Consider the following 19,212-nt stretch of genomic DNA (forward strand, 5'->3'; position numbering starts at 1 on the left):
CCATGAGTGAATCGACTATCCCCCAGGGTTTCAGTCCCTTGCCTCGCAGCAGTCCGCTGCTGGAGCTGATCGGCCCGGTCTATGGTCGCGGCAGTGGCCGCGAGCTGTGCCTCGGTCTGCGTGCCGACACCCGGCATGCCAATGGCCGGGGCACGGTGCATGGCGGCATCATCGCCACCCTGGCGGACATCGGCATGGGCTACGCCATGGCGTTTTCCAGCGATCCACCGCTGCCCTTGATCACCGCCAGCATGACCCTCGACTACCTGGGGGCGGTGCAGGTAGGGGATTGGATCGAGGTGCGCCTGGAGCATGCCAAGCGCGGTCGGCAGATGGCCTTTGCCACGGTGCTGCTGCGGGTCGGCGAGCGTGAGGTGGCGCGGGCCAGCGGGGTGTTCGCGGTGCCGGCACCGCGGGATTAGTCGCCGGGGGTGATCTGCTTCCAGTCCAGGCCGAAACGCGCCAGGTATTTGCGCAGACGGTCGGCGTCGTTGGGGTTGGCCTTGCCCAGGCGTGACACGCCGAACAACCGGCGCCCGGCGTCCGACAGGCTGTCGGCGCGACGGCATTCGGCAATCACCGCCTTGAGCTGCAGGCGGTCGAACAGGTCCAGTTCCGCTGCGTCGCCCAGCAGTTCCTGCAATTGGTCCTCGGTGTTTTCCAGGCCCCAGGCGTGGCGCAGGCGCTGGATTTCCTCCTCGACCTGGGCCTGGTCGATGCGTCCGCTGTCGGCCAGGGTGGCCATGCGGGTGATGGAGGCCGACAGCTCGCGGAAGTTGCCCAGCCACGCCGCTTCGCTGGAGCTGGCAAAGGCCAGGTAGCGGCGTCGCGCTTCCAGGTTGAAGCGCACCAGTTGCCCCTGTTCCCGGGCGTGGCGCTCCAGTTCGAAATCGATGTTCGGTTCGATGTCCTCGCGGCGTCCCGCCAGCCCCGGCAGGTTGAAGGTCCAGAGGTTGATCCGCGCATACAGGTCTTCGCGGAACAGGCCCTGGGCCACTCGGCCGCGCAGGTCGCGGTGGGTGCCGGCGATGATCAGGAAGTCGCTCTCCACTTCCTGGTCCGCGCCCATGGGGAAGAAGCGTTTTTCCTCGATGGCCTTGAGCAGCATCGCCTGTTCGTCCAGTCCCAGTTCGCCAATCTCGTCAAGAAACAGCATGCCGCTGTGGGCCGCCCGCAGCAGGCCCTCCCGGGCATTCTGGGCGCCGGTGAAGGCTCCCTTGATATGGCCGAACAGTGCCGACATGGCACCGTCGCCGCGCAGGGTGGCGCAGTTGACCTCGACAAAACGCCCCTGCACCTGATGCCGTCCGCGCTTGAGTTCATAGATGCGCCGGGCCAGGAACGACTTGCCGGCACCGGTTGGGCCGATCAGCAGCATCGGCGCCTTGGAGCGCACCGCGACCCGCTCGATCTGCTCGATGGAACGGTTGAATGCCGGGTTGCGGGTGGCGATCCCGGACTTGAGGAAGGCCAGGCCTTCCAGGCGCTTGTGGGCGAAGCGTGAGGCGATGCGGTCATAGCGCGACAGGTCGAGGTCGATCAGTGCATGGGTGCCGGTGGCGTGTTCGTCGGGGTCGCGACGCCGGGCCGGCGAGGTCTGGATCAGTCGGGCGGGGAGGTAGCGCGCCTCGGTCAGCAGGAACCAGCAGATCTGCGCCACGTGGGTGCCGGTGGTGATGTGCACCAGGTAGTCCTCGCGTTCGGTGTCGAACGGGTAGGCGCTGGTGAAGTCGTGGAGGGCGCCGTACACCTCTTCGAAGTCCCAGGGATTGTTCAAGCCCATGGGGTGCAGGCGCACTTCGGTTTCCGGCGACACCTGGCGCACATCGTTGGCCACCCGTTCGGCCAGGCTGACGTCGCGGGCATCCAGGCCGTGGATCAGCTCCAGGCGATTGATCAGCACGTCCTGCTGCTGGCACAGGCCAACCGTGGGACGCCAATGGCTCCAGCGATTGGCGCCTTTGCCAACGCGGTCGAGTGTGGAACCGACAAAACCTATGGCGACCGTGGGCTTGCTCGACATGTTTATACCTGAAGATAAAAAGCGATAAGCAAAGATATAAAATTATCGAGGCGTTTGTCTTGTCGAACGCTCAGTGAAAAAGCGATTAAAAATAAAAACGTTATAAATCAGTAAGTTAAAAAATAATTTGCTGGAAAAACAAAACCTGGCACAGCGGCTGCATTGTATCTGGCAACGAACAAGACAACAGAGCGAGACGCCAAGATGGCCAACTTCCAGCTGTTCAACACCCAACAGGCAAAAGCGCCAGCGAGCACCACCCTGAACGCTTCCAAGGCACCGGCTTATGCCTACAACGCCAAGCATCGCCTGGCCCAGCTGGCGGTCACCGGTTGCCTGAACTCGACCTTCTACACCTCGCCTGAAGGTCAACTGGAAGCGGTACTGCAATTGGTGAGCGAACTGGACAGCCGCTTCGTCGCCCAGGCCGCCCGTTACGCTCGGCAGCAAGGCCATATGAAAGACATGCCGGCGCTGCTGCTGGCGGCGCTGACGGCGCAACGCTCGGCCCTGGTACCGGAGCTGTTCGCTCAGGTAGTGGACAACGGCAAGATGCTGCGCAACTTCGTGCAGATCCTGCGCAGCGGCGTGACCGGGCGCAGATCCCTGGGATCGCAGCCCAAGCGTCTGGTGCAGAACTGGTTGAACAGTGCTACCGAGCGCCAGCTGTTGCAGGCCTCGGTGGGCAACCAGCCGTCCCTGGCGGACGTGGTGAAGATGGTTCACCCCAAGCCAAGTGAAGCCTGGCGTGAAGCCTTCTTTGCCTGGTTGATCGGCAAGCCGGTGGATGTGCAGGCGTTGCCTGAGCTGACCCGCGAACTGCTGGCGTTTCGCAGTGGCGCGACAACCCAGGTGCCGCAGGTGCCGTTCCAGTTGCTGGGCAACGAGACGCTGAGTGCCGAGCAATGGGCCGCTCAGGCCCGCAACATGGGCTGGCAGGGACTGCGCATGAACCTCAACACCCTGGCCCGCCACGGCGCGTTCCAGGTGCCGGGTTGCACTGAGTATGTGGCGGCGCGGCTGGCGGATGCCGGTGAAGTGGCCAAGGCCCGGGTTTACCCGTACCAACTGCTGGCGGCCTACCGCATGGCTGGTGAGGATGTACCGCAGTTGGTCCGCGAGGCGCTGCAGGATGCCCTGGAACTGTCTCTGGCCAACGTCCCGGCGTTGCAAGGCAACGTGGTGGTGTGCCCGGATGTCTCGGGGTCGATGCACAGTCCGGTCACCGGCTATCGCCAGGGCGCTACCACGGCGGTGCGTTGCATCGATGTGGCGGCACTGGTGGCGGCAGCGGTGCTGCGCAAGCAGCCGGCGGCGCGGGTCATGCCGTTCGAGCGGGAGGTGGTGAACATCCGCCTCAACCCTCGGGACAGCGTGATGAGCAACGCCCAGAAGCTGGCGGACATCGGTGGTGGTGGGACCAACTGCTCGGCACCCCTGGCCCAACTGGCCAACGCCAAGTGCCGCGTGGACACCCTGATCCTGGTCTCGGACAACGAGTCGTGGATCGATGCGCGGCGTCATGGGGCCACGGAAACGATGCGCCAATGGGAGCGGATCCGTGCCATCAATCCGCAGGCGCGGCTGGTGTGCATCGATATGCAACCCGGCGCCACGACCCAGGCGCCAGACCGCGAGGACATCCTCAACGTCGGCGGCTTCAGTGACGCAGTGTTCGATGTGATCGAGCAGTTCACCGCAGGCAACTACGGTGCGCAGCACTGGGTGGAGGCGATCGAGGCGATGCCGCTCTGATCGCTGGAACATGAGATAAACCGTGCGCCGGCCAGCCGGCGCACCCCACAGACTTTTTGATCATTGGCCCTGAATGCCGCTGTGACTACATCCAAAGACGTCTCAGCAACTTTTGTCAGGGCCGGTGAGGGCACGAATGCCAGTGGCTGTACATCCTGGTTCTGCCGGTTCGACTCCGGCTATCAGTCACTTCTTTTGTCGTGCCACCCTTTGGTTTTTTGCGACGAATGCTGATGGAACTACATCCCAGGTTCGAGATGCGGGTTCAATTCCCGCCGGTGCTGGAAAACGGTGCCGTGGTTCAATGGTCAGAACACGAACGCAATGTTTCATCGACCCTTGTCGTCGCATCTTTTTCCCCGCCTCGGCGGGATGGCAGCGAATGCCACAGGTACTACATGGTGTCGCGGGTTCGAACCCCGCCAGCCGCAAGGCTGTAGCTCAGTTGGTAGAGCAAATGTGCCTGTTCCCTTGTCGCTGCCCGCAGGCCCGGCCTGCACCGATTGACCCGGCGAATGCCGGTGGAACTACAGGACAGCGTGGTCGCGGGTTCGAGTCCCGTTCACCGCAAGGTGCTAGCTCAGAGGCAGAGCGCGCTGCATGTTCCACCTCCACTTGTCGCCGTCTGCACCGAACACCGCAACTCCGTAGGAGCTGGCTTGCCAGCGAAGAGGCCCCCGAGATCGTCTGCTGCGCCCCGGCTCCTGCACAACCTATTGAATAAGGCCGAATCACCGGCCACAGGAAAAAGAGTCAACGACATGGAACACAAAACCTACCAACTGCTGGAAGTCGCCAACGGCAAGCCGATCAAGATGTGGACCCAGGGCGTGCCCGTGGAAAACGAAGCCCGCCAGCAGTTGATGAACACCGCGAAGATGCCGTTCATCTTCAAGCACCTGGCTGTGATGCCGGACGTGCACCTGGGTAAGGGGTCGACCATCGGTAGCGTGATCCCCACGGTGGGCGCGATCATCCCGGCCGCGGTCGGGGTGGATATCGGTTGCGGAATGATCGCCGCCCGTACCTCGCTGACTGCCTCCGACCTGCCGGATAACCTGGCCGGGTTGCGTAGCGCCATCGAGCAGGCGGTGCCCCACGGCCGTACCTCGCCCCGTAGCGGTCGCGATAAAGGTGCCTGGGGTGATGTGCCGCAGCAGACCGACCTGGCTTGGGCGGCCTTGCATCCGCGCTTCAAGGCGATCACCGATAAGTACCCGGCGCTGGCCAACAGCAACAACCGCCAGCACCTGGGAACCCTCGGCGGAGGTAACCACTTCATCGAGGTCTGCCTGGATGAAGCCAACCGTGTCTGGTTCATGCTCCACAGCGGTTCCCGTGGCGTAGGTAACGCCATCGGCAACCTGTTCATTCACCTGGCCCAGGCCGATATGCGTCAACATATCGCCAACCTGCCGGACCGCGACCTGGCCTACTTCGAGGAAGGCAGCCAGCACTTCAACGATTACGTGGAAGCCGTGGCCTGGGCCCAGGATTTTGCCCGGCAAAACCGTGAGCTGATGATGCAACTGGTGATCCAGGCCACCCGCAAGGTGATCAGCAAGCCCTTCGAAGTGGCGCTGGAGGCAGTCAACTGCCACCACAACTACGTGCAGAAGGAGCGCCACTTCGGTGAAGAGGTGCTGGTGACCCGCAAGGGCGCGGTGTCGGCGAAGAAGGGCGAGCTGGGGATCATTCCGGGTTCGATGGGGGCCAAGAGCTTCATCGTTCGCGGGCTGGGTAACGAAGAGGCGTTCTGCTCCTGCAGCCACGGTGCCGGGCGTACCATGAGCCGCACCAAGGCCAAGAACACCTTCACCCTGGCCGACCAGATCCGCGCGACCGCCCATGTGGAGTGCCGTAAGGACGAAGCGGTGATCGATGAAATCCCGATGGCCTACAAGGACATCGACCAAGTGATGCACGCCCAGCGCGAGCTGGTGGAAGTGCTGCACACCCTGCGTCAGGTGGTGTGCGTTAAGGGGTAGAACAATGGACGACATGGACGCCTTGATAGCGGCGCCGCCCGGCTGGCATTACCAGCTGAGCGACTACGAAGCCCGCCGCGTGCGGGAAGTGATGGACGAATTGGACAGGCACAGCGCCTGGCTGGAACTGAGCCGCTTCGGCAACGGTTTCGTGCGTCAGGCCGCCGTGCGCGGCCTGGCCGCGCAGCCTTCGGCCGAGGCTTTGGCGGCCTTGCTGGAACGCCTCAACGATTGGGTGCCCCAGGTGCGCCAGGAGGCGGCCGCGGCGCTCGAGGGTTATCTGGCACCCGAGCGCGCCGAGCTGCTGTTGCAGAGCCTGACACCGCTGCTGGCCCTGGCCGGCAAACAGCGCGCTGACCACGGCGCGACCCTGGAGCGGGCGCGTTCGGTGTTGCAGTTGGCCCAGGTACGCAAAGAAGTTGAAGACGCTTTTGGCGGTTGTCGGGGCAAGGCTGCGCGCTTTGTCTTCGAACTGTTGCTCGAAGGGGCGCAGGATCGGGCGGCGCTGCTGGCTCGGGCTCTGCGCCACCGTGAGGTCAGTGTGCGGCAGATGGCGGTGGATGCCTGCGCCGAACTGCCGGCCGCGCAGGCCGTGCCTTTGCTGGAAGAGGTGATGCACAGCTGCGGTGCCAGTGTGCGGGTCAAGGCTCTGCGCTTGTTGCTGCCGTTGCTGGCCGATCCTCGCGAGTATCTGAGTCAGGCATTGCTGGACCCTTCGGGGGCCTTGCGTTGCCTGGCCCATTGGGCCGCGCCCCGTCACGGGCTGGACCCGCGTGAGGTGTTGCTGCAGCGCCTGCAACTACCGGCACCACGGAACAAGCGTGGTTGGCTGGGCCTGCTGGGACTGGTCAAGGAACTGCAGGAGCCCCGGGCCGACGCCATGGTGCAACAGGCCCTGGCCTCGCCGGCGCCGAGTGTGCGTCTGCTGGCCCTGCAGACCCTGGGCGAGCGTGGCATGGCTCAGCAACTGCAAGCCTTGGACGATGCTTCGGACAAGGTCTTCAACTGCGCGCTGGGACTGTTGCACGAGCAACCCTGGGCGGTGTTCGACGAGGCCCTGGAACAGCGTCTGGATCAGCACTGGCATGAGCTGCCCAAGGCGCGGCGCTGGGCCCTGCTGGCCCTCAAGCCGGGCTGGCGTCAATTGGAGTACCTGCTGTGGCGCCTGGGGCAGGGCGGCAGTGAAGCCGCCTATTGGCGCGAGACCCTGGCGCGCTGGTGCGATAGCCGCTACGGGATGTTCGACCCGGTCACCCCCAAGCCGCTGCGCGAAGCCATGGTGCAGCGTTTGCAGGCCATGGAAGCGGCCGGGGAACTGCCCGCCGGTTCGGCCAAACGGCTGCTGTGAAGAAGGGAGAGCCGAGATGTTGAGCCCATTTGAAGATGAGCACAGCCGGGCGCTGCGCCAACAACTGCAAGCGGCGTTTTGCGTGTTCGATTTTGTGCGGCTGACGGTGGAGCCGGGTGTTGAGGTGAATCAAGCCTTGCACCGCCAGGGATTGCAGTACCTGTATCAGCACTTGATGGCCTCGCGCCGCGAGGCCTTGGAAAAACTGCGTCAGGACCCGCGTTACGCCGACGTTGGCGAACCGCAGTTACGCTGGGAAGCAGAGCGTGCGCTGCCTGAGGTACTCAGCCAGGAACAAGTCCGGCAGCTGGTCTGCGAAAACCTGGAGCAGCAGGACCTGGCCTTGTACCGAGCGTTTCGCCAGCCGCCATACGGGCTGCATTTCCCTGGCGGCGCCGAGCAGGCTCGGCAGGTGTACGGCCAATGGCTGGACTTGCTGGGGCTGGACCCCGAACAGCAGCCCCAGGTGATCAACTGGGTGGGCAACCTGGAACTGGACTGTCAGGCGCCGGACATGGGGCCGCACTTGCAGCCCTGGAGTGAGTATTTCGACGAAGGCCTGGAGTGGTGGGGCGTCTGGTGCCTGACGGTGTGGAACCCCGAGCGCCGGACCCTGAGTGTGCTGGCCGCCAGCGCGACGGATTGAACAAGGAACAGGATCATGGAACACCTAGAGCGCCATCCCCTGAGCAGCGCCATGCGCGAACGGGTATTGGCCGAGCTGGCGCGGATCGAGCGCGAGCGCAATGTGCAGGTGCTGTATGCCTGCGAATCCGGCAGTCGGGCCTGGGGCTTTGCCTCCACCGACAGTGATTACGACGTGCGTTTTGTCTATGTGGAAAAGCCCGAGTGGTTCATCCAGGTCGATGCCGGGCGCGACGTGATCGAGCGACCCCTGGATGACGAGCTGGACATCAGCGGCTGGGAACTGCGCAAGACCCTCGGGCTGTTGCGCAAGTCCAACCCGACCTTGCTGGAATGGCTGGATTCGCCCCTGGTGTATCGCAGCGAGCCGGTCGCCGCTGCGCGCCTGCGCGAGCTGGCGGAGGCGTTCTACAGCCCGCCGGCAGCGCGCAATCATTATCTGTCGATGGCCAAGAAGAACTTTCGCGGTTACCTGCAAGGCGACAGCGTGCGTTTCAAGAAGTACTTCTACGTGCTGCGGCCGTTGCTGGCGGTGCGCTGGATCGACCAGGGCCGCGGCCGACCGCCGATGACCTTTGCCGATCTGCTGACCACCGTCGACCATCAGCCACTGCTGGACGAAGTGGCTGAGCTGCTGGCCTTGAAGCGCAGTGCCGACGAGTCCGCCTACGGACCGCGGCGCCAGGCGCTGCACGCCTTTATCGCCGCCGAGCTGGAACGCCCGGTGCCGAAACTGGCGCGTACCCATGAAGACAACGCGTTGCTGGACGCCTACTTGCGAGAAACGGTCCGGCACTACGCCTGAGGAATGTGATGAAACAGGATGTAATCGAACTGGACGGCGCCATCGGCGGCGGTCAGGTACTGCGCAGCGCCTTGAGTCTGTCGATGATCAGCGGCAAGACCCTGCGCATTCATAATATTCGTGCCCGGCGCAGCCGCCCGGGGTTGCTGCGTCAGCACCTGACGGCGGTGCAGGCTGCGGCTCAGGTCTGTGGCGCCAAGACCTCGGGGGTCGAACTCGGCTCCCAGGCGCTGAGCTTCGAGCCGGGGCCGATCCGTGGCGGCGACTACCGCTTTGCCATCGGCACTGCGGGCAGTTGCACCCTGGTGCTGCAGACCCTGCTGCCGGCCTTGTTGCAGGCGCCGCAGCCGAGCCGCGTGAGCATCAGCGGCGGCACCCACAATCCCCTGGCGCCGCCGGTGGATTTTCTCCAGCAGGCCTGGTTGCCACAGCTGCGGCGCATGGGGGGGCGGGTCGAGCTGCAACTGCTGCGCCACGGCTTTGTCCCGGCCGGCGGTGGTGAGCTGGAGGCCTTTGTCCAACCGTCGGTGCTGCAGCCCCTGCACCTGGAGGAGCGTGGCGCATTGCTGGGGAGTCGGGCCTGGGCGTTGAGCGCGGGCCTGCCCGAGCATGTAGCGGAGCGCGAGTTGCGTCGGGTGCACAATCGTCTGGAACTACCTCGGGAGCACCTCACCGCGGTGCAGCTGGATGAACAATACGGCCCGGGCAATGTGCTGTTGCTGGAGTTCGCCTTCGAGCACCTGACCGAGCTGTTCAGCGGTTTCGGCCAGAACAGCCTGCGGGCGGAAAAGGTTGCCGACGGCGCCATCGATCAGGCCCGGGACTGGCTGGATTCCGGCGCGGCGGTGGCTGAGCACCTGGCCGATCAACTGCTGCTGCCCATGGCCCTGGCCGGTGGCGGCAGCTTCACCACGCCGCGCATGACCGAGCATCTGGAGAGCAACATGCGGGTGATCGAAGCGTTCCTGCCGGTACGTATCGAATCGCGTTTGCTGAGCGAGCAACGGCTGCGCGTGGAGTGTCACGCTCTGGTTTGACCTGTGTAGAGTGCTGCGGCCATCCGGACGTTCTCGCCCTGCTGCAGCGCAGGCGGCTCTGAGGATGATGCAGGGCTCAAGGGCCTCTTCGCCGGCAAGCCGGCTCCTACAGTTTGTGCAACGGTTGGTTTGACTCTCAGGGAAGTACGCAATGGATGGCAACGCCTGGCTCAAGGCCTTGAACAAACTGCTGACGATGGTGCAGCGCGTGGTGTTGCTCAGTGGCTGGTTTCTCGCCGCTCTGGTGCTGGGGCTCACCATCAAGTCCGGGTTGCAGCCCTTTCTGGCCATGTTCCTGGCCTCGTTGCTGGTGATCATCAGCGTGCTGGTGCATGAAAGCGGGCATTACCTGGGCGCCCGCTGGTGTGGGATGCCGGTGTTGCAGGTACGGATTGCTGCCGTGGAGCTGCAGGTGCTGCGCCGCGGCTGGCGCCTACGGTGGTCGCCGCAGCTCAAGCGCAATCGCCTGGGGGGCTACGTGATGGCCGCAAGCAATCCGCAACGGCCGTTGCGTGGTCAGTGGATGGTGGTGGCGCTGAGCGGGCCGCTGCTGAACCTGTTGGTGGGCGGTGCGGCCCTGGGGCTGGGGTTGCACTGGCAAGGGGTGCCCGGCGCCATTGCCCTGGCCTTTGCCGTCATCAATCTGGTGATGGGGGTGGGCAACCTGCTGCCGGCCTGGCGGGTATCACCCAGCGACGGCATGCTCTTGCTGAGTTGGTATGTGCATCGCGACGATCAACGTCCGGAACTGGCCCAGGCGCGCCTGCTGGCCTTGACCGTGTCTGGTGTCCCCAGCGCGCAGCTGCCGGCCCAGGACCTTGAACGTCTGGCCCGGGGCGCCATGCCAGAACCCCTGGTCGCTTTCGGCTACCGGCTCAACGCAAGGCAGGACCAGGGCGACTGGCCCGGCGTGCTGCAAATGGAGCAGGAGCTGGATGAGCTGCTTGAAGCCCGGGCCGGGGAGCTCACGGGGATGAGCGTTGTGATCGAGTTGTTGCGCGGCGAACTGGTCTTCAGCCGTGCCTATCTGCAGCGCGACGCCAGCGTCCTGAAGAACGCACCGATGGGAGCCGATGTCGACTGGTATGCGCCTTGGCTGCGGCCGCGCTGCCTGGCTTTGCAGGCGATCCTTGAGGGTGATCGACAACAGGGCGAGGCGTATATGCAGCAAGCACTGCAGGCGGCGCAGAACTGCGTGGTGCTCTCTCAAGGCCAGAGCGAAGCCCTGCTGGCCGAGCACCTGCGGGCCCTGTCGAAGCCATAGCCCGGCTGTTGCGCCGGCTGTTCGTGAGAGTCAGGGGAGCCCCGGGCTTGCCAGCGAAGGCGTCCCTGAGGAGGGCGCCGGGCTGACCGGCCTCTTCGCCGGCGGGCCGGTTTCTGCCGGGGTGATGCAGTGGGCGAAAGTGATCGGTATGCGCGCGCAAAACTCTTATACTCCGGCGCTTTATTTTCCCTACCCAGCAAGAGGAACACCCCGTGGCCAACGAACCGGATCAGGATTTCTTCAACCGCGCCGACGCCATCATCGAGTTGACCAATTCTCACATTGCCGACAGCAGCCGGGGCAAGGCCAGCGCTTCGCTGATGTACGCCAACGCGCGTTTCAGCGCCTGGGTCAGCGCCTGCGGTTGCCGCAATGCCGAGGAACTGGCGGCGTCCAAGCAGCAGGCGGTGGACTATTTCCTTGAGGAGTTCCGCCTGATGCTGGAGGAGAACCTCACCGATTACGTTGAGAACTACTCGCGCTACATGAACGCCAATCCGGATTGAAAACAGTCGCCGCGGTCTTGCCCAGGCCGCTTTCGTGAGTCGGTCGGGCAGTCGCTTGCTGCCCCGTTGCAACCCGGGCACTTATCGCCTCGGGTTGTCTGCCGCGCACCTTGCATAGCCCTTTGATCTGAGCGTTCCAGGACCGTGGCAACCGTTGGTCCTGTTGTCTTGCGGCCATCCCGAGCGCCGCCAGGGGCTCAACTACACTGCGCCTGCGGCAAGCCTTGCCGGTCGTCATACCTCCTTCTCAGGGAGGCCGACGGCCCGGTGGTTTCAGGCCCCGCGACCCACAGGAACACACCTAATCAGCAAGGAGTGCCAACCATGATCGTCATTCCACAACGTGTCATTGAAAACGGTAGTGTCATCTCGCTGCGCGGCGACTCGGGCAACTATATGTCGCGGATGGGCGCGACCGGGCTTGAGCTTTCCAAGGGCTCCATCGACCAATACTGCAAGTTCCGGGTGGTGCTGGTGCAAATCGGCACCGACAAGAAACTCGCGCTGCAGGGCGACACAGGCAAGTTCATGTCGCGCATGGGGGCGACGGGGCTGGAGTTGTCCAAGGACAGCATCGATCAGTATTGCCAATTCGCCTATGCCATCGATACCGCCAGCGGGCAGATTTCCCTGCGCGGCGACAACGGCAAGTGGATGTCGCGGATGGGCGAGACAGGGCTCGAGTTGTCCAAGGACGGGATCGACCGGTTCAGCCAGTTCATGCTGGTCCTGGAAGGTTGATGCCCGGGTGATCGAGTAGCTCCCAGGCGCCGGCCGGGGCAAGACGGTGACGGTCTTTCGCAGGTGCGAGCATTCGTCCACCGATTGAACCCGTGGTGCCGGGCCGGACACGCTCTGTCGAGCGTCAGTGCTGTCATCAGCGCCGTTGTCGAGCCGGTCGCGGGTATTCACACACACATACTGGTCACAGAAAACGTGACCGGCGTCACTCTTTTCTCAAGTGATCCATGACCCTGGTCGATAAGCTCTGAATGCCTATTGATATGGAGTTCGTCATGGCCTTGCTACCGGTTCGTCTGTCTCATCGTTTGACCCTCGGCAGTGTGCTGCTGTTGCTGTTCACGGCGTTGGCGGTATTTGCCGTGATGACCCTGCGGGGGCAGCCCAGAGTGGTGGAGGCGAGCTCGGCGTTGATCGAACAGACCGGCAGTGCCATCGTCCGGCAACTGGCCTTGCAGTTGGCCGGGATCGAAGGGGTGACCGCCAGCATGGCCCATCTGGTGGAGGGGCTGCCCAAGGAGCAGGCGCTGGTCATGGCCACCTTGCCCAAGGTGATCGACCACGAAGGCGACAAGGCGATTGCCGGTGGCGGTATCTGGCCGCAACCCAATGCCTTCGAGGCGGGCGTCGAGCGCCGCAGTTTCTTCTGGGCCCGCAGCGATGCCGGGCCCCTGGCGTTTTCCGATGACTACAACGCTGCCGGCAGCGCCGGCTATCACCACGAAGCCTGGTACACCGGCGCGCGCAACAGTGCGCCGGGGCGTTGCCTGTGGTCCGAGGCCTATCAGGACCCGGTGACCCAGGTGCCGATGACCACGTGCAGCGTGCCCTATCGTCAGGACGGCAGCTTCGCCGGGGTCGCCACCATCGACCTGCGCCTGGATGACCTGGCGCGCTTCCTCAAGGAGCAGGGCTCGGTCACCGGTGGCTATGCCTTTGCCCTGGATCAGGCCGGCAATGTCCTGTATTTCCCCGATGCCCAGGCCAGCGCTGGCGGGCAGATGCTCAGCTTCGAGGCCTTGAGCAAACAGCAACCCTGGCTGGGTCCGGTGGCTGAGGCCTTGAGCAAGACGGCGGGCAGTCCCGGTCAGGTGCGCAGCCTGGATCTGGCGGAAGATGGCCGGCTGCAGGAAGCGGCGCGGGTCAGCCTGTTCAGCATGCCCGGCAGTGGCTGGACCATTGGCCTGGTGACCCCGGAGCAGAAGGTCACCGGCCTGGCCCGGGCCATGACCACCGAGATCCTGGTGTTTCTCTTGCCGTTGCTGGCCCTGCTGCTGTTCTTCGCCTGGCTGGGCGGGCACAAGCTGATTGCCCAGTTGGAAGAAACCACCCAGCAGATCGACGCCCTGGGGCGTGGCCAGGCCACTGACAACGCCGAGCTGCACGTGGCCCGGGCCGATGAGATCGGTGCCTTGCGCGGCGCGGTCAACCGCTACGCCGGGCAGTTGCGGCAGATGCTGCAGAAGATCGCCAGCGAAGCCCGGCAGTTGCAGAACGAGGCCGGGCGTCTGGGCGAGTTGAGCGGCACCCTGGCCCAGCGGGCCGAGCAGCAACGCCAGGAAAACACCCAGTTGGCCACGGCCATTACCGAGATGTCCTCCAGCGCCCTGGAAGTGGCGCAGAACACCAACAACTGCGCCGACACCGCCCGCCAGTCCCTGGTGGTGGTACAGGACGGCCAGCAGCGAGTAGCGGCCAACAGTCAGTCGATCCAGCAACTGTCCACGGAAATGGCCGAGGCCACTGCGGTGATCCAGCGCCTGGAACAGGACAGCCAACAGGTCGGCGCGGTACTGGATGTGATCAAGGCCATCTCCGAGCAGACCAACCTGCTGGCGCTCAATGCCGCCATCGAGGCCGCTCGGGCCGGCGAGCAAGGCCGCGGCTTTGCCGTGGTGGCGGATGAGGTGCGGACCCTGGCCGGCCGGACCCAGACCTCGGCCAACGAGATCAGCGGCATGATCAGCGATCTGCAGCTGGCGTCACGTCAGGCGGTGCAGGCCATCCAGGCCGGCGAAGCACGTACCCGTGAAGCCGTGGGCGAGGCCTCCGGCGCGTCGCAGGCACTGTCGAGCACTGTCACCAGCTTCGACGATATTTCCCAGCGCGCGCAGCAGATTGCTGTGGCGGCGCAGCAGCAGAGCCATGTGACCCAGGAGATCAACGAACTGGCGGTGCGTATCCACGGCATTAGCGAGGACAACGCCCGGGACGCCCAGGCCCTGGATAAGGTCAGCGAGGCGATGCAGGCCCTGTCCGGGCGCTTGTCGAACCTCAGCCAGGGCCACAGCTGAGGCATTGCCTGCCCGGGCCGCCAGTGCTCCGGGCGGGTTGCAGTCCCCCCCCCGGGCCGCAGTCGCCGGCCCGTTTCAGATCTGGCTGAACATCATCAGCTTGAAGTTCAGCAACAGCCCCAACGACACCCAACCGATCCCCAGCAGGCCATGGATCAGCGGCTTGCCGGGCGCCACGCGCGTGGCCAGGAAACGGGCGATGGCGGCGCCGATCAGCGCGCCGGGAAAGTCGAACAGGTAGAACAGCCAGCCCATGGCGTCCTCCGGGGAACTGATCCACAGGCTGAACAGCTGCAGGTGCGCGGCCAGGGCCAGGGCCACCCCGGTGAACAGCGCCGGCGTGGGCCGGGTGCACAGCAGCAGGCCGAGGATCAGCCCCTGGGGCAGCCAGTAGGCGGCGAAGTTTTCCCAGAAATAATCCAGCGGTTGCCAGGCCCGGACGACTGCCAGGGACAGCCCCCAGAGGAGCGCGACGAGGGCGGGCAGGTACTTGAGGGGGGCAACGGGTACAGCGAGTGAGGGTGAGGGCATTGCAGAGTCTCGACGATCAAGGGGCATCAGCGGTGGTGGCCGCCGGGTAGGGTAGCGGTGGTATCGCTGCAGAGTTCGTGGACGCATTGGCGCAACCAGCGATGGGCCGGATCGGCCTCCATGCGCGGGTGCCAGAGCAGGGAAATGGTCATCTCCGGCAGCGGCACCGGCAGGCTGAAACTGTGCAGGCCTTCACGCAGGTTGCTGGTATGGCGTTCGGGCACCATGGCGATCAGTTCCGACCCCCGGGCCAGGGCCAGGGCCGCGGAAAAACCGCTGACCAGGGTGACAATCTGCCGCTGCCGGCCCAGGGCCTGCAGAGCATCGTCCATACGGCCGTGGTCGTGCCCCTGGTGGGACATCAGGATGTGCTGGCCGGCCAGGTAGTGGTCGAGGCTCACCGGGCCGCGGCTCAAGGGATGGCCGCTGCGCACCACGCCGATGAAGCGATCGCGAAACAGCGCCCGGGTACGCAATTCGGGACTGGTGTCGGCATCGATCACTGCAGTTTCCAGGTCGACGCTGGCCTCGCGCAGGGGCTTGCTGTCGCGGTCCAGCTTGGGCACGAAATGCACCCGTACCCCGGGCGCTTCGGCCCGCAGGCGGTTGACCAGTGCCGGGCCGAAGTTCTCGACGAAACCGTCGCGGCTGCGCAGGGTGAAGGTGCGTACCAGTTGCCTGAGGTCGATCTGCTCGGCCGGGCGCAGGGCGGCCTGAGCTTGCTCCACCAGCGGCCCGACCAGCTGGCGCAGCTCCAGCGCCCGGGGTGTGGGCACCAGGCCGCGTCCGGCGCGGACCAGCAAGGGGTCACCAGTGGCCTGGCGCAGGCGGGACAGGGCCCGACTCATGGCCGACGGGCTCAGGTTCAGGCGCAGGGCGGCCCGGGCCACACTGCCTTCGCTCAGCAGTACGTCCAGGGTCAGTAGCAGATTCAGATCGGGAGTCGACATGGGCGGAATCTAGCACGCCTAAAGCTGACATGGCGTTGCGTGCATCAATTAACTGCAAAGCTTGCGTCTTCCGCCGGGTCTGGTGCGGACATAGGCTTGCGGGCAATGCCTTGATGGAGTCTGCGCAATGCCCACCCTTGAGTCGAACCGTCCCGCGCTTCAACCCCGGGCGCGCTGGGCCCTGGCCAGCCTGTCGCTGGCGATGCTGATGCCGTCTCTGGACACCAGCATCGCCAACGCTGCGCTGCCGAGCCTGGCCAGGAGCCTGGAGGCATCCTTCCAGCAGGTGCAGTGGATTGTCCTGGCCTACCTGCTGGTGATCACCACCTTGATTGCCAGCGCCGGGCGCCTGGGAGACCTGCTGGGTCGGCGCCGGGTGCTGCTGGGCGGGATCGCCCTGTTCACCCTGGCTTCGCTGCTCTGTGGCCTGGCCCCCAGCCTCGGCTGGCTGCTGGCGGCCCGGGCCCTGCAAGGCCTGGGGGCGGCACTGATGCTGGCCCTGAGCATGGCCCTGGTGGGCGATGCGCTACCCAAGGCCCACACGGGAACGGCCATGGGCGTGCTGGGCAGCATGTCGGCCCTGGGCACCACCCTGGGTCCGTCCCTGGGCAGCCTGTTGCTGGCCGGTGTTGGCTGGCGCTGGATTTTCCTGGTCAATGTGCCGTTGGGACTACTCGCTTGGCTGCTGGCCTGGCGTTGCTTGCCCGAGGACCCCAAGGCCACCTCAGCCAGCGCTTTCGATCTTCCCGGGACTGTGCTCCTGGCCCTGAGCCTGGGTGCCTATGCCCTGGCCCTGACCCTGGGGGACAACCCGCTGGTCCTGTTGAACCTGGGGCTGTTGTCGGCAGCGGTGGCAGCGGGCGTGCTGTTGGCGTGGGTAGAGCGACGGGCCGCCGCGCCGCTGTTTCAGCCTGCCTTGCTGCGCCGGCCGCAACTGCGCCGCAGCCTGCTACTGAGCCTGCTGGTGTCCACGGTGATCATGACCACTCTGGTGATCGGGCCTTTCTATCTGTCCCAGGGGCTGGGGCTGGCGACCGTCTGGGTGGGCCTGTGCCTGTCCCTGGGCCCGCTGGTGGCGACCCTGAGCGGGGTGCCCGCCGGGCGCCTGGTGGATAGGCTCGGCGCCCGGCTCTTGTGCCGGCTCGGGCTGCTGGGCATGTTCATCGGTCTGTGCCTGCTGGCACTGTTGCCCGCGAGCCTGGGGCTGGCGGGGTACTTGTTGCCCATTGCCCTGGTGACCGCCAGCTATGCGGTGTTCCAGGCCGCCAACAACAGCCTGGTGATGCTCGACGTGACAGCGCAGCAACGGGGGCTGACGGCGGGCCTGTTGAGCCTGTCACGCAACCTTGGTCTGATCAGCGGCGCCGCCGCCATGGGGGCGTTGTTTGCCGGGATGTCGCAGACGGGCGAGGGCGGTCCTGCCGATGTCGCGGCGGTGGCCCGCGGCATGCACTGGACCTTTGCGGTCGCCGCCGTCTTGATGCTGCTGGCGCTGATTGTCGCCCGTTGCGACCGGTTGTCCGAGGCGCCTGATCGGGCTTGTCGGTTGCCGCGCCCGAACTAAGCTTGGCCTGCACACCCCACCAAGGAGCAGGTCACCGTGAGCACACTTCGCACTCCTTCTTTAGGCCCGATTGTCGGGCACACCACCGATACGTCCTGCCGTTTATGGATCGCCGCTTCCGATGCCCTGGACGAGAAGGGCGTGGCGGAGGATATCCGCACCATCGGCGTGATTGGCGTGGTGGGCAGCAACGGCCGGGTCGCGGCGGACAACATCTTCTACTTTCGCCTGCGACGCGAGTATCACCGTACCGGCACTTTCAATCTCGGGGTGGACACCAGCCTGTGGGGCAGCCAGGCCGCGCGCAAGCAGCTCAAGCCCTTTTTGCTGACGCCTGACACCCGGTATCGGGTGCGCATGGCGTCGCTCAACGTCGATGACTCGGGCAACAACGATGATGATGTTTCCAGCGAGTCGGTGGTGCAGCGCCTGCCCGAGCCTGGAGCCTGGGCCAATGACCTGAACCGCACCGGGGTCGACAAGATGTACGTCGAGGCCGAGTTCACCACCCACGCCAGCGCCGCCGCCAAACCGGCGCCCCTGAGCTTTTTGCTGGGGTCCTGCCGCTACCCGGGGCTGCTGTGGAAACGCAAGCATTCCGACACCATCTTCGGGCCGATGCTGGCGGACCATGGGGATGCGCAACTGGTGCTGATGGTGGGTGACCAGATCTATGCCGACCTGTTCAACCGCCTGGTGCCGGTGGGCCTGGCGGATACTTTCGAGGAATTCGAGGAGCGCTACCACAGCGCCTTCGGCTCGCCGAACATCCGCCAATTGCTGGCCCACCTGCCCACCTACATGATCCTTGACGACCACGAGATCGAGGACAACTGGACCCAGGACCGGATTCGCAAGGACCGTGAAAAGCGCCTGCTGTTCAACTTCGCCATGGGGGCTTACATGAGCTACCAGTGGAGCCATGGACCGCGCTTTGCCGACAGCTATGTCCATGGCCGGGCCATGACCGGTGACGACAAGTACCTGCAGCAGTTGCAGACCAACCAGCTGTTCTATGACTTCTCTTGTGGCAACTACCCGTTCTTCGTGCTCGACACCCGTACCCAGCGCTTCCTCGACGATGTGCCGGACGCCCTGGAGGACAACCATCTGCTGGGCCGTCCTTCATTGCATCCCAGCGAACCGGGTCAGCTCGACCGGCTGTGTGCCTGGTTGCGGCACATGCAAGAGGATCGGGGCAACATCCCCAAGTTCGTGGTCACTTCCAGCGTCTTTGTGCCCAACGGTGTGGATACCGTGGGCACAGACTCTGATGCCGTGCGCCACAAGAACGACAGCGACTCCTGGTCGGCTTTCCCCGCCACGCGGCGCGCGGTGCTGGAAACCATGATCGAGCACCAGGTGCAGAACGTGGTGTTCCTGTCCGGAGACATTCACTGCTCGAACATTTCCCGGTTGGCGTTCAGTGCCGCGGGTCAGGCCCTGAAGTCCTACGCCGTCACCTCGTCGGCCTTCTACTGGCCCTTTCCCTTTGCCGACGGTGACCCGGCCGGTTACGTGCACGACTCAACGGCGCCGCAGACGCCGGACAGCTTTGCGCTCCTCGACGGTACCCACACCATGGATTACCACACCTGGGCCTTTACCCAGGCTGATAACTTCGCCCGTCTCGACTTGCATCCCGACAGCGCCGAGTTGGTGGTGCAGTTCTACGGCGCCGACGGTGAGCCGCTGGTGACCCGCAAGCAGGACGATGGGGTCAACAACCAGCCGGAACGGCTGCGGCTGGAGCCCTGGTAA

At 64.9% G+C, this 19,212-nt stretch carries 16 protein-coding genes and 1 pseudogene; 14 read left to right on the forward strand and 3 right to left on the reverse strand.

Annotated elements, in window-relative coordinates; genetic code table 11:
- The first annotated feature begins 2 nt into the window (after nt 1–2).
- A complete protein-coding gene (locus P7C00_RS12550) occupies nt 3–422 on the forward strand; it encodes a PaaI family thioesterase (protein WP_346636359.1) in 420 nt (139 codons plus the stop codon).
- On the opposite strand, the gene rtcR is transcribed toward P7C00_RS12550, so the two are convergent.
- Nucleotides 419–2,023 carry an RNA repair transcriptional activator RtcR gene (gene rtcR, locus P7C00_RS12555; protein ID WP_404939250.1) on the reverse strand — a complete coding sequence of 535 codons (1,605 nt, stop codon included), beginning with the start codon at nt 2,021–2,023 and terminating at the stop codon, nt 419–421. The genes P7C00_RS12550 and rtcR overlap by 4 nt on opposite strands.
- 204 nt (nt 2,024–2,227) lie before the next feature.
- On the opposite strand from rtcR, the gene P7C00_RS12560 reads away from it, so the two are divergent.
- The 11 genes and pseudogenes from P7C00_RS12560 (at nt 2,228) to P7C00_RS12610 (ending at nt 14,406) form a co-directional block, all read left to right on the forward strand.
- Complete coding sequence (locus P7C00_RS12560) at nt 2,228–3,778, forward strand: RNA-binding protein (protein WP_404939252.1); 1,551 nt, start codon at nt 2,228–2,230, stop codon at nt 3,776–3,778.
- 761 nt (nt 3,779–4,539) lie between these two features.
- Entirely contained in the window at nt 4,540–5,766 is a 1,227-nt protein-coding gene (locus P7C00_RS12565) for an RtcB family protein (protein ID WP_041117328.1), read from the forward strand.
- 4 nt (nt 5,767–5,770) lie between these two features.
- Nucleotides 5,771–7,114: a HEAT repeat domain-containing protein gene (locus P7C00_RS12570; RefSeq protein ID WP_404939254.1), complete on the forward strand. Its 1,344-nt coding sequence runs from the start codon at nt 5,771–5,773 to the stop codon at nt 7,112–7,114.
- A 16-nt stretch (nt 7,115–7,130) separates the two neighbouring features.
- Entirely contained in the window at nt 7,131–7,760 is a 630-nt protein-coding gene (locus P7C00_RS12575; RefSeq protein WP_404939256.1) for a hypothetical protein, read from the forward strand.
- Between the two features lie 15 nt (nt 7,761–7,775).
- A complete protein-coding gene (locus P7C00_RS12580; RefSeq protein WP_346636364.1) occupies nt 7,776–8,564 on the forward strand; it encodes a nucleotidyltransferase domain-containing protein in 789 nt (262 codons plus the stop codon).
- A gap of 8 nt (nt 8,565–8,572) precedes the next feature.
- Nucleotides 8,573–9,601, forward strand: a complete 1,029-nt coding sequence (gene rtcA, locus P7C00_RS12585; RefSeq protein ID WP_404939258.1) for an RNA 3'-terminal phosphate cyclase — start codon at nt 8,573–8,575, stop codon at nt 9,599–9,601.
- A 151-nt stretch (nt 9,602–9,752) separates the two neighbouring features.
- Entirely contained in the window at nt 9,753–10,865 is a 1,113-nt protein-coding gene (locus tag P7C00_RS12590; RefSeq protein ID WP_404939260.1) for a site-2 protease family protein, read from the forward strand.
- 212 nt (nt 10,866–11,077) lie between these two features.
- Complete coding sequence (locus P7C00_RS12595) at nt 11,078–11,371, forward strand: DUF3144 domain-containing protein (RefSeq protein WP_047285710.1); 294 nt, start codon at nt 11,078–11,080, stop codon at nt 11,369–11,371.
- 324 nt (nt 11,372–11,695) lie between these two features.
- Entirely contained in the window at nt 11,696–12,112 is a 417-nt protein-coding gene (locus P7C00_RS12600; protein WP_346636367.1) for a hypothetical protein, read from the forward strand.
- A gap of 533 nt (nt 12,113–12,645) precedes the next feature.
- Nucleotides 12,646–13,236 (forward strand): annotated as a pseudogene (locus tag P7C00_RS12605) (cache domain-containing protein); the annotation flags it as partial.
- Nucleotides 13,237–14,406: a methyl-accepting chemotaxis protein gene (locus P7C00_RS12610; RefSeq protein WP_404939966.1), complete on the forward strand. Its 1,170-nt coding sequence runs from the start codon at nt 13,237–13,239 to the stop codon at nt 14,404–14,406.
- A 75-nt stretch (nt 14,407–14,481) separates the two neighbouring features.
- Here the strand turns inward: P7C00_RS12610 and P7C00_RS12615 are convergent, their stop codons facing one another.
- Nucleotides 14,482–14,937, reverse strand: a complete 456-nt coding sequence (locus P7C00_RS12615) for a hypothetical protein (RefSeq protein ID WP_346636369.1) — start codon at nt 14,935–14,937, stop codon at nt 14,482–14,484.
- A 26-nt stretch (nt 14,938–14,963) separates the two neighbouring features.
- Complete coding sequence (locus tag P7C00_RS12620; RefSeq protein WP_346636370.1) at nt 14,964–15,887, reverse strand: LysR family transcriptional regulator; 924 nt, start codon at nt 15,885–15,887, stop codon at nt 14,964–14,966.
- Between the two features lie 127 nt (nt 15,888–16,014).
- On the opposite strand from P7C00_RS12620, the gene P7C00_RS12625 reads away from it, so the two are divergent.
- Nucleotides 16,015–17,451, forward strand: coding sequence for an MFS transporter (locus P7C00_RS12625; protein WP_346636371.1), 1,437 nt, complete (start codon nt 16,015–16,017; stop codon nt 17,449–17,451).
- 36 nt (nt 17,452–17,487) lie between these two features.
- Nucleotides 17,488–19,212, forward strand: a complete 1,725-nt coding sequence (locus P7C00_RS12630; protein WP_346636372.1) for an alkaline phosphatase D family protein — start codon at nt 17,488–17,490, stop codon at nt 19,210–19,212.

This window comes from Pseudomonas sp. JDS08PS003 (genome assembly GCF_045013505.1).
Classification (GTDB): domain Bacteria; phylum Pseudomonadota; class Gammaproteobacteria; order Pseudomonadales; family Pseudomonadaceae; genus Aquipseudomonas; species Aquipseudomonas protegens_B.

Coding starts and splice junctions, on each gene's coding strand:
- P7C00_RS12620 (WP_346636370.1), bottom strand. CDS start 15,887: ATGTCGACTCCCGATCTGAATCTGCTACTGACCCTGGACGTACTGCTG.
- P7C00_RS12625 (WP_346636371.1), top strand. CDS start 16,015: ATGCCCACCCTTGAGTCGAACCGTCCCGCGCTTCAACCCCGGGCGCGC.
- rtcA (WP_404939258.1), top strand. CDS start 8,573: ATGAAACAGGATGTAATCGAACTGGACGGCGCCATCGGCGGCGGTCAG.
- P7C00_RS12580 (WP_346636364.1), top strand. CDS start 7,776: ATGGAACACCTAGAGCGCCATCCCCTGAGCAGCGCCATGCGCGAACGG.
- P7C00_RS12560 (WP_404939252.1), top strand. CDS start 2,228: ATGGCCAACTTCCAGCTGTTCAACACCCAACAGGCAAAAGCGCCAGCG.
- P7C00_RS12570 (WP_404939254.1), top strand. CDS start 5,771: ATGGACGACATGGACGCCTTGATAGCGGCGCCGCCCGGCTGGCATTAC.
- P7C00_RS12615 (WP_346636369.1), bottom strand. CDS start 14,937: ATGCCCTCACCCTCACTCGCTGTACCCGTTGCCCCCCTCAAGTACCTG.
- P7C00_RS12550 (WP_346636359.1), top strand. CDS start 3: ATGAGTGAATCGACTATCCCCCAGGGTTTCAGTCCCTTGCCTCGCAGC.
- P7C00_RS12565 (WP_041117328.1), top strand. CDS start 4,540: ATGGAACACAAAACCTACCAACTGCTGGAAGTCGCCAACGGCAAGCCG.
- P7C00_RS12590 (WP_404939260.1), top strand. CDS start 9,753: ATGGATGGCAACGCCTGGCTCAAGGCCTTGAACAAACTGCTGACGATG.
- P7C00_RS12575 (WP_404939256.1), top strand. CDS start 7,131: ATGTTGAGCCCATTTGAAGATGAGCACAGCCGGGCGCTGCGCCAACAA.
- P7C00_RS12600 (WP_346636367.1), top strand. CDS start 11,696: ATGATCGTCATTCCACAACGTGTCATTGAAAACGGTAGTGTCATCTCG.
- rtcR (WP_404939250.1), bottom strand. CDS start 2,023: ATGTCGAGCAAGCCCACGGTCGCCATAGGTTTTGTCGGTTCCACACTC.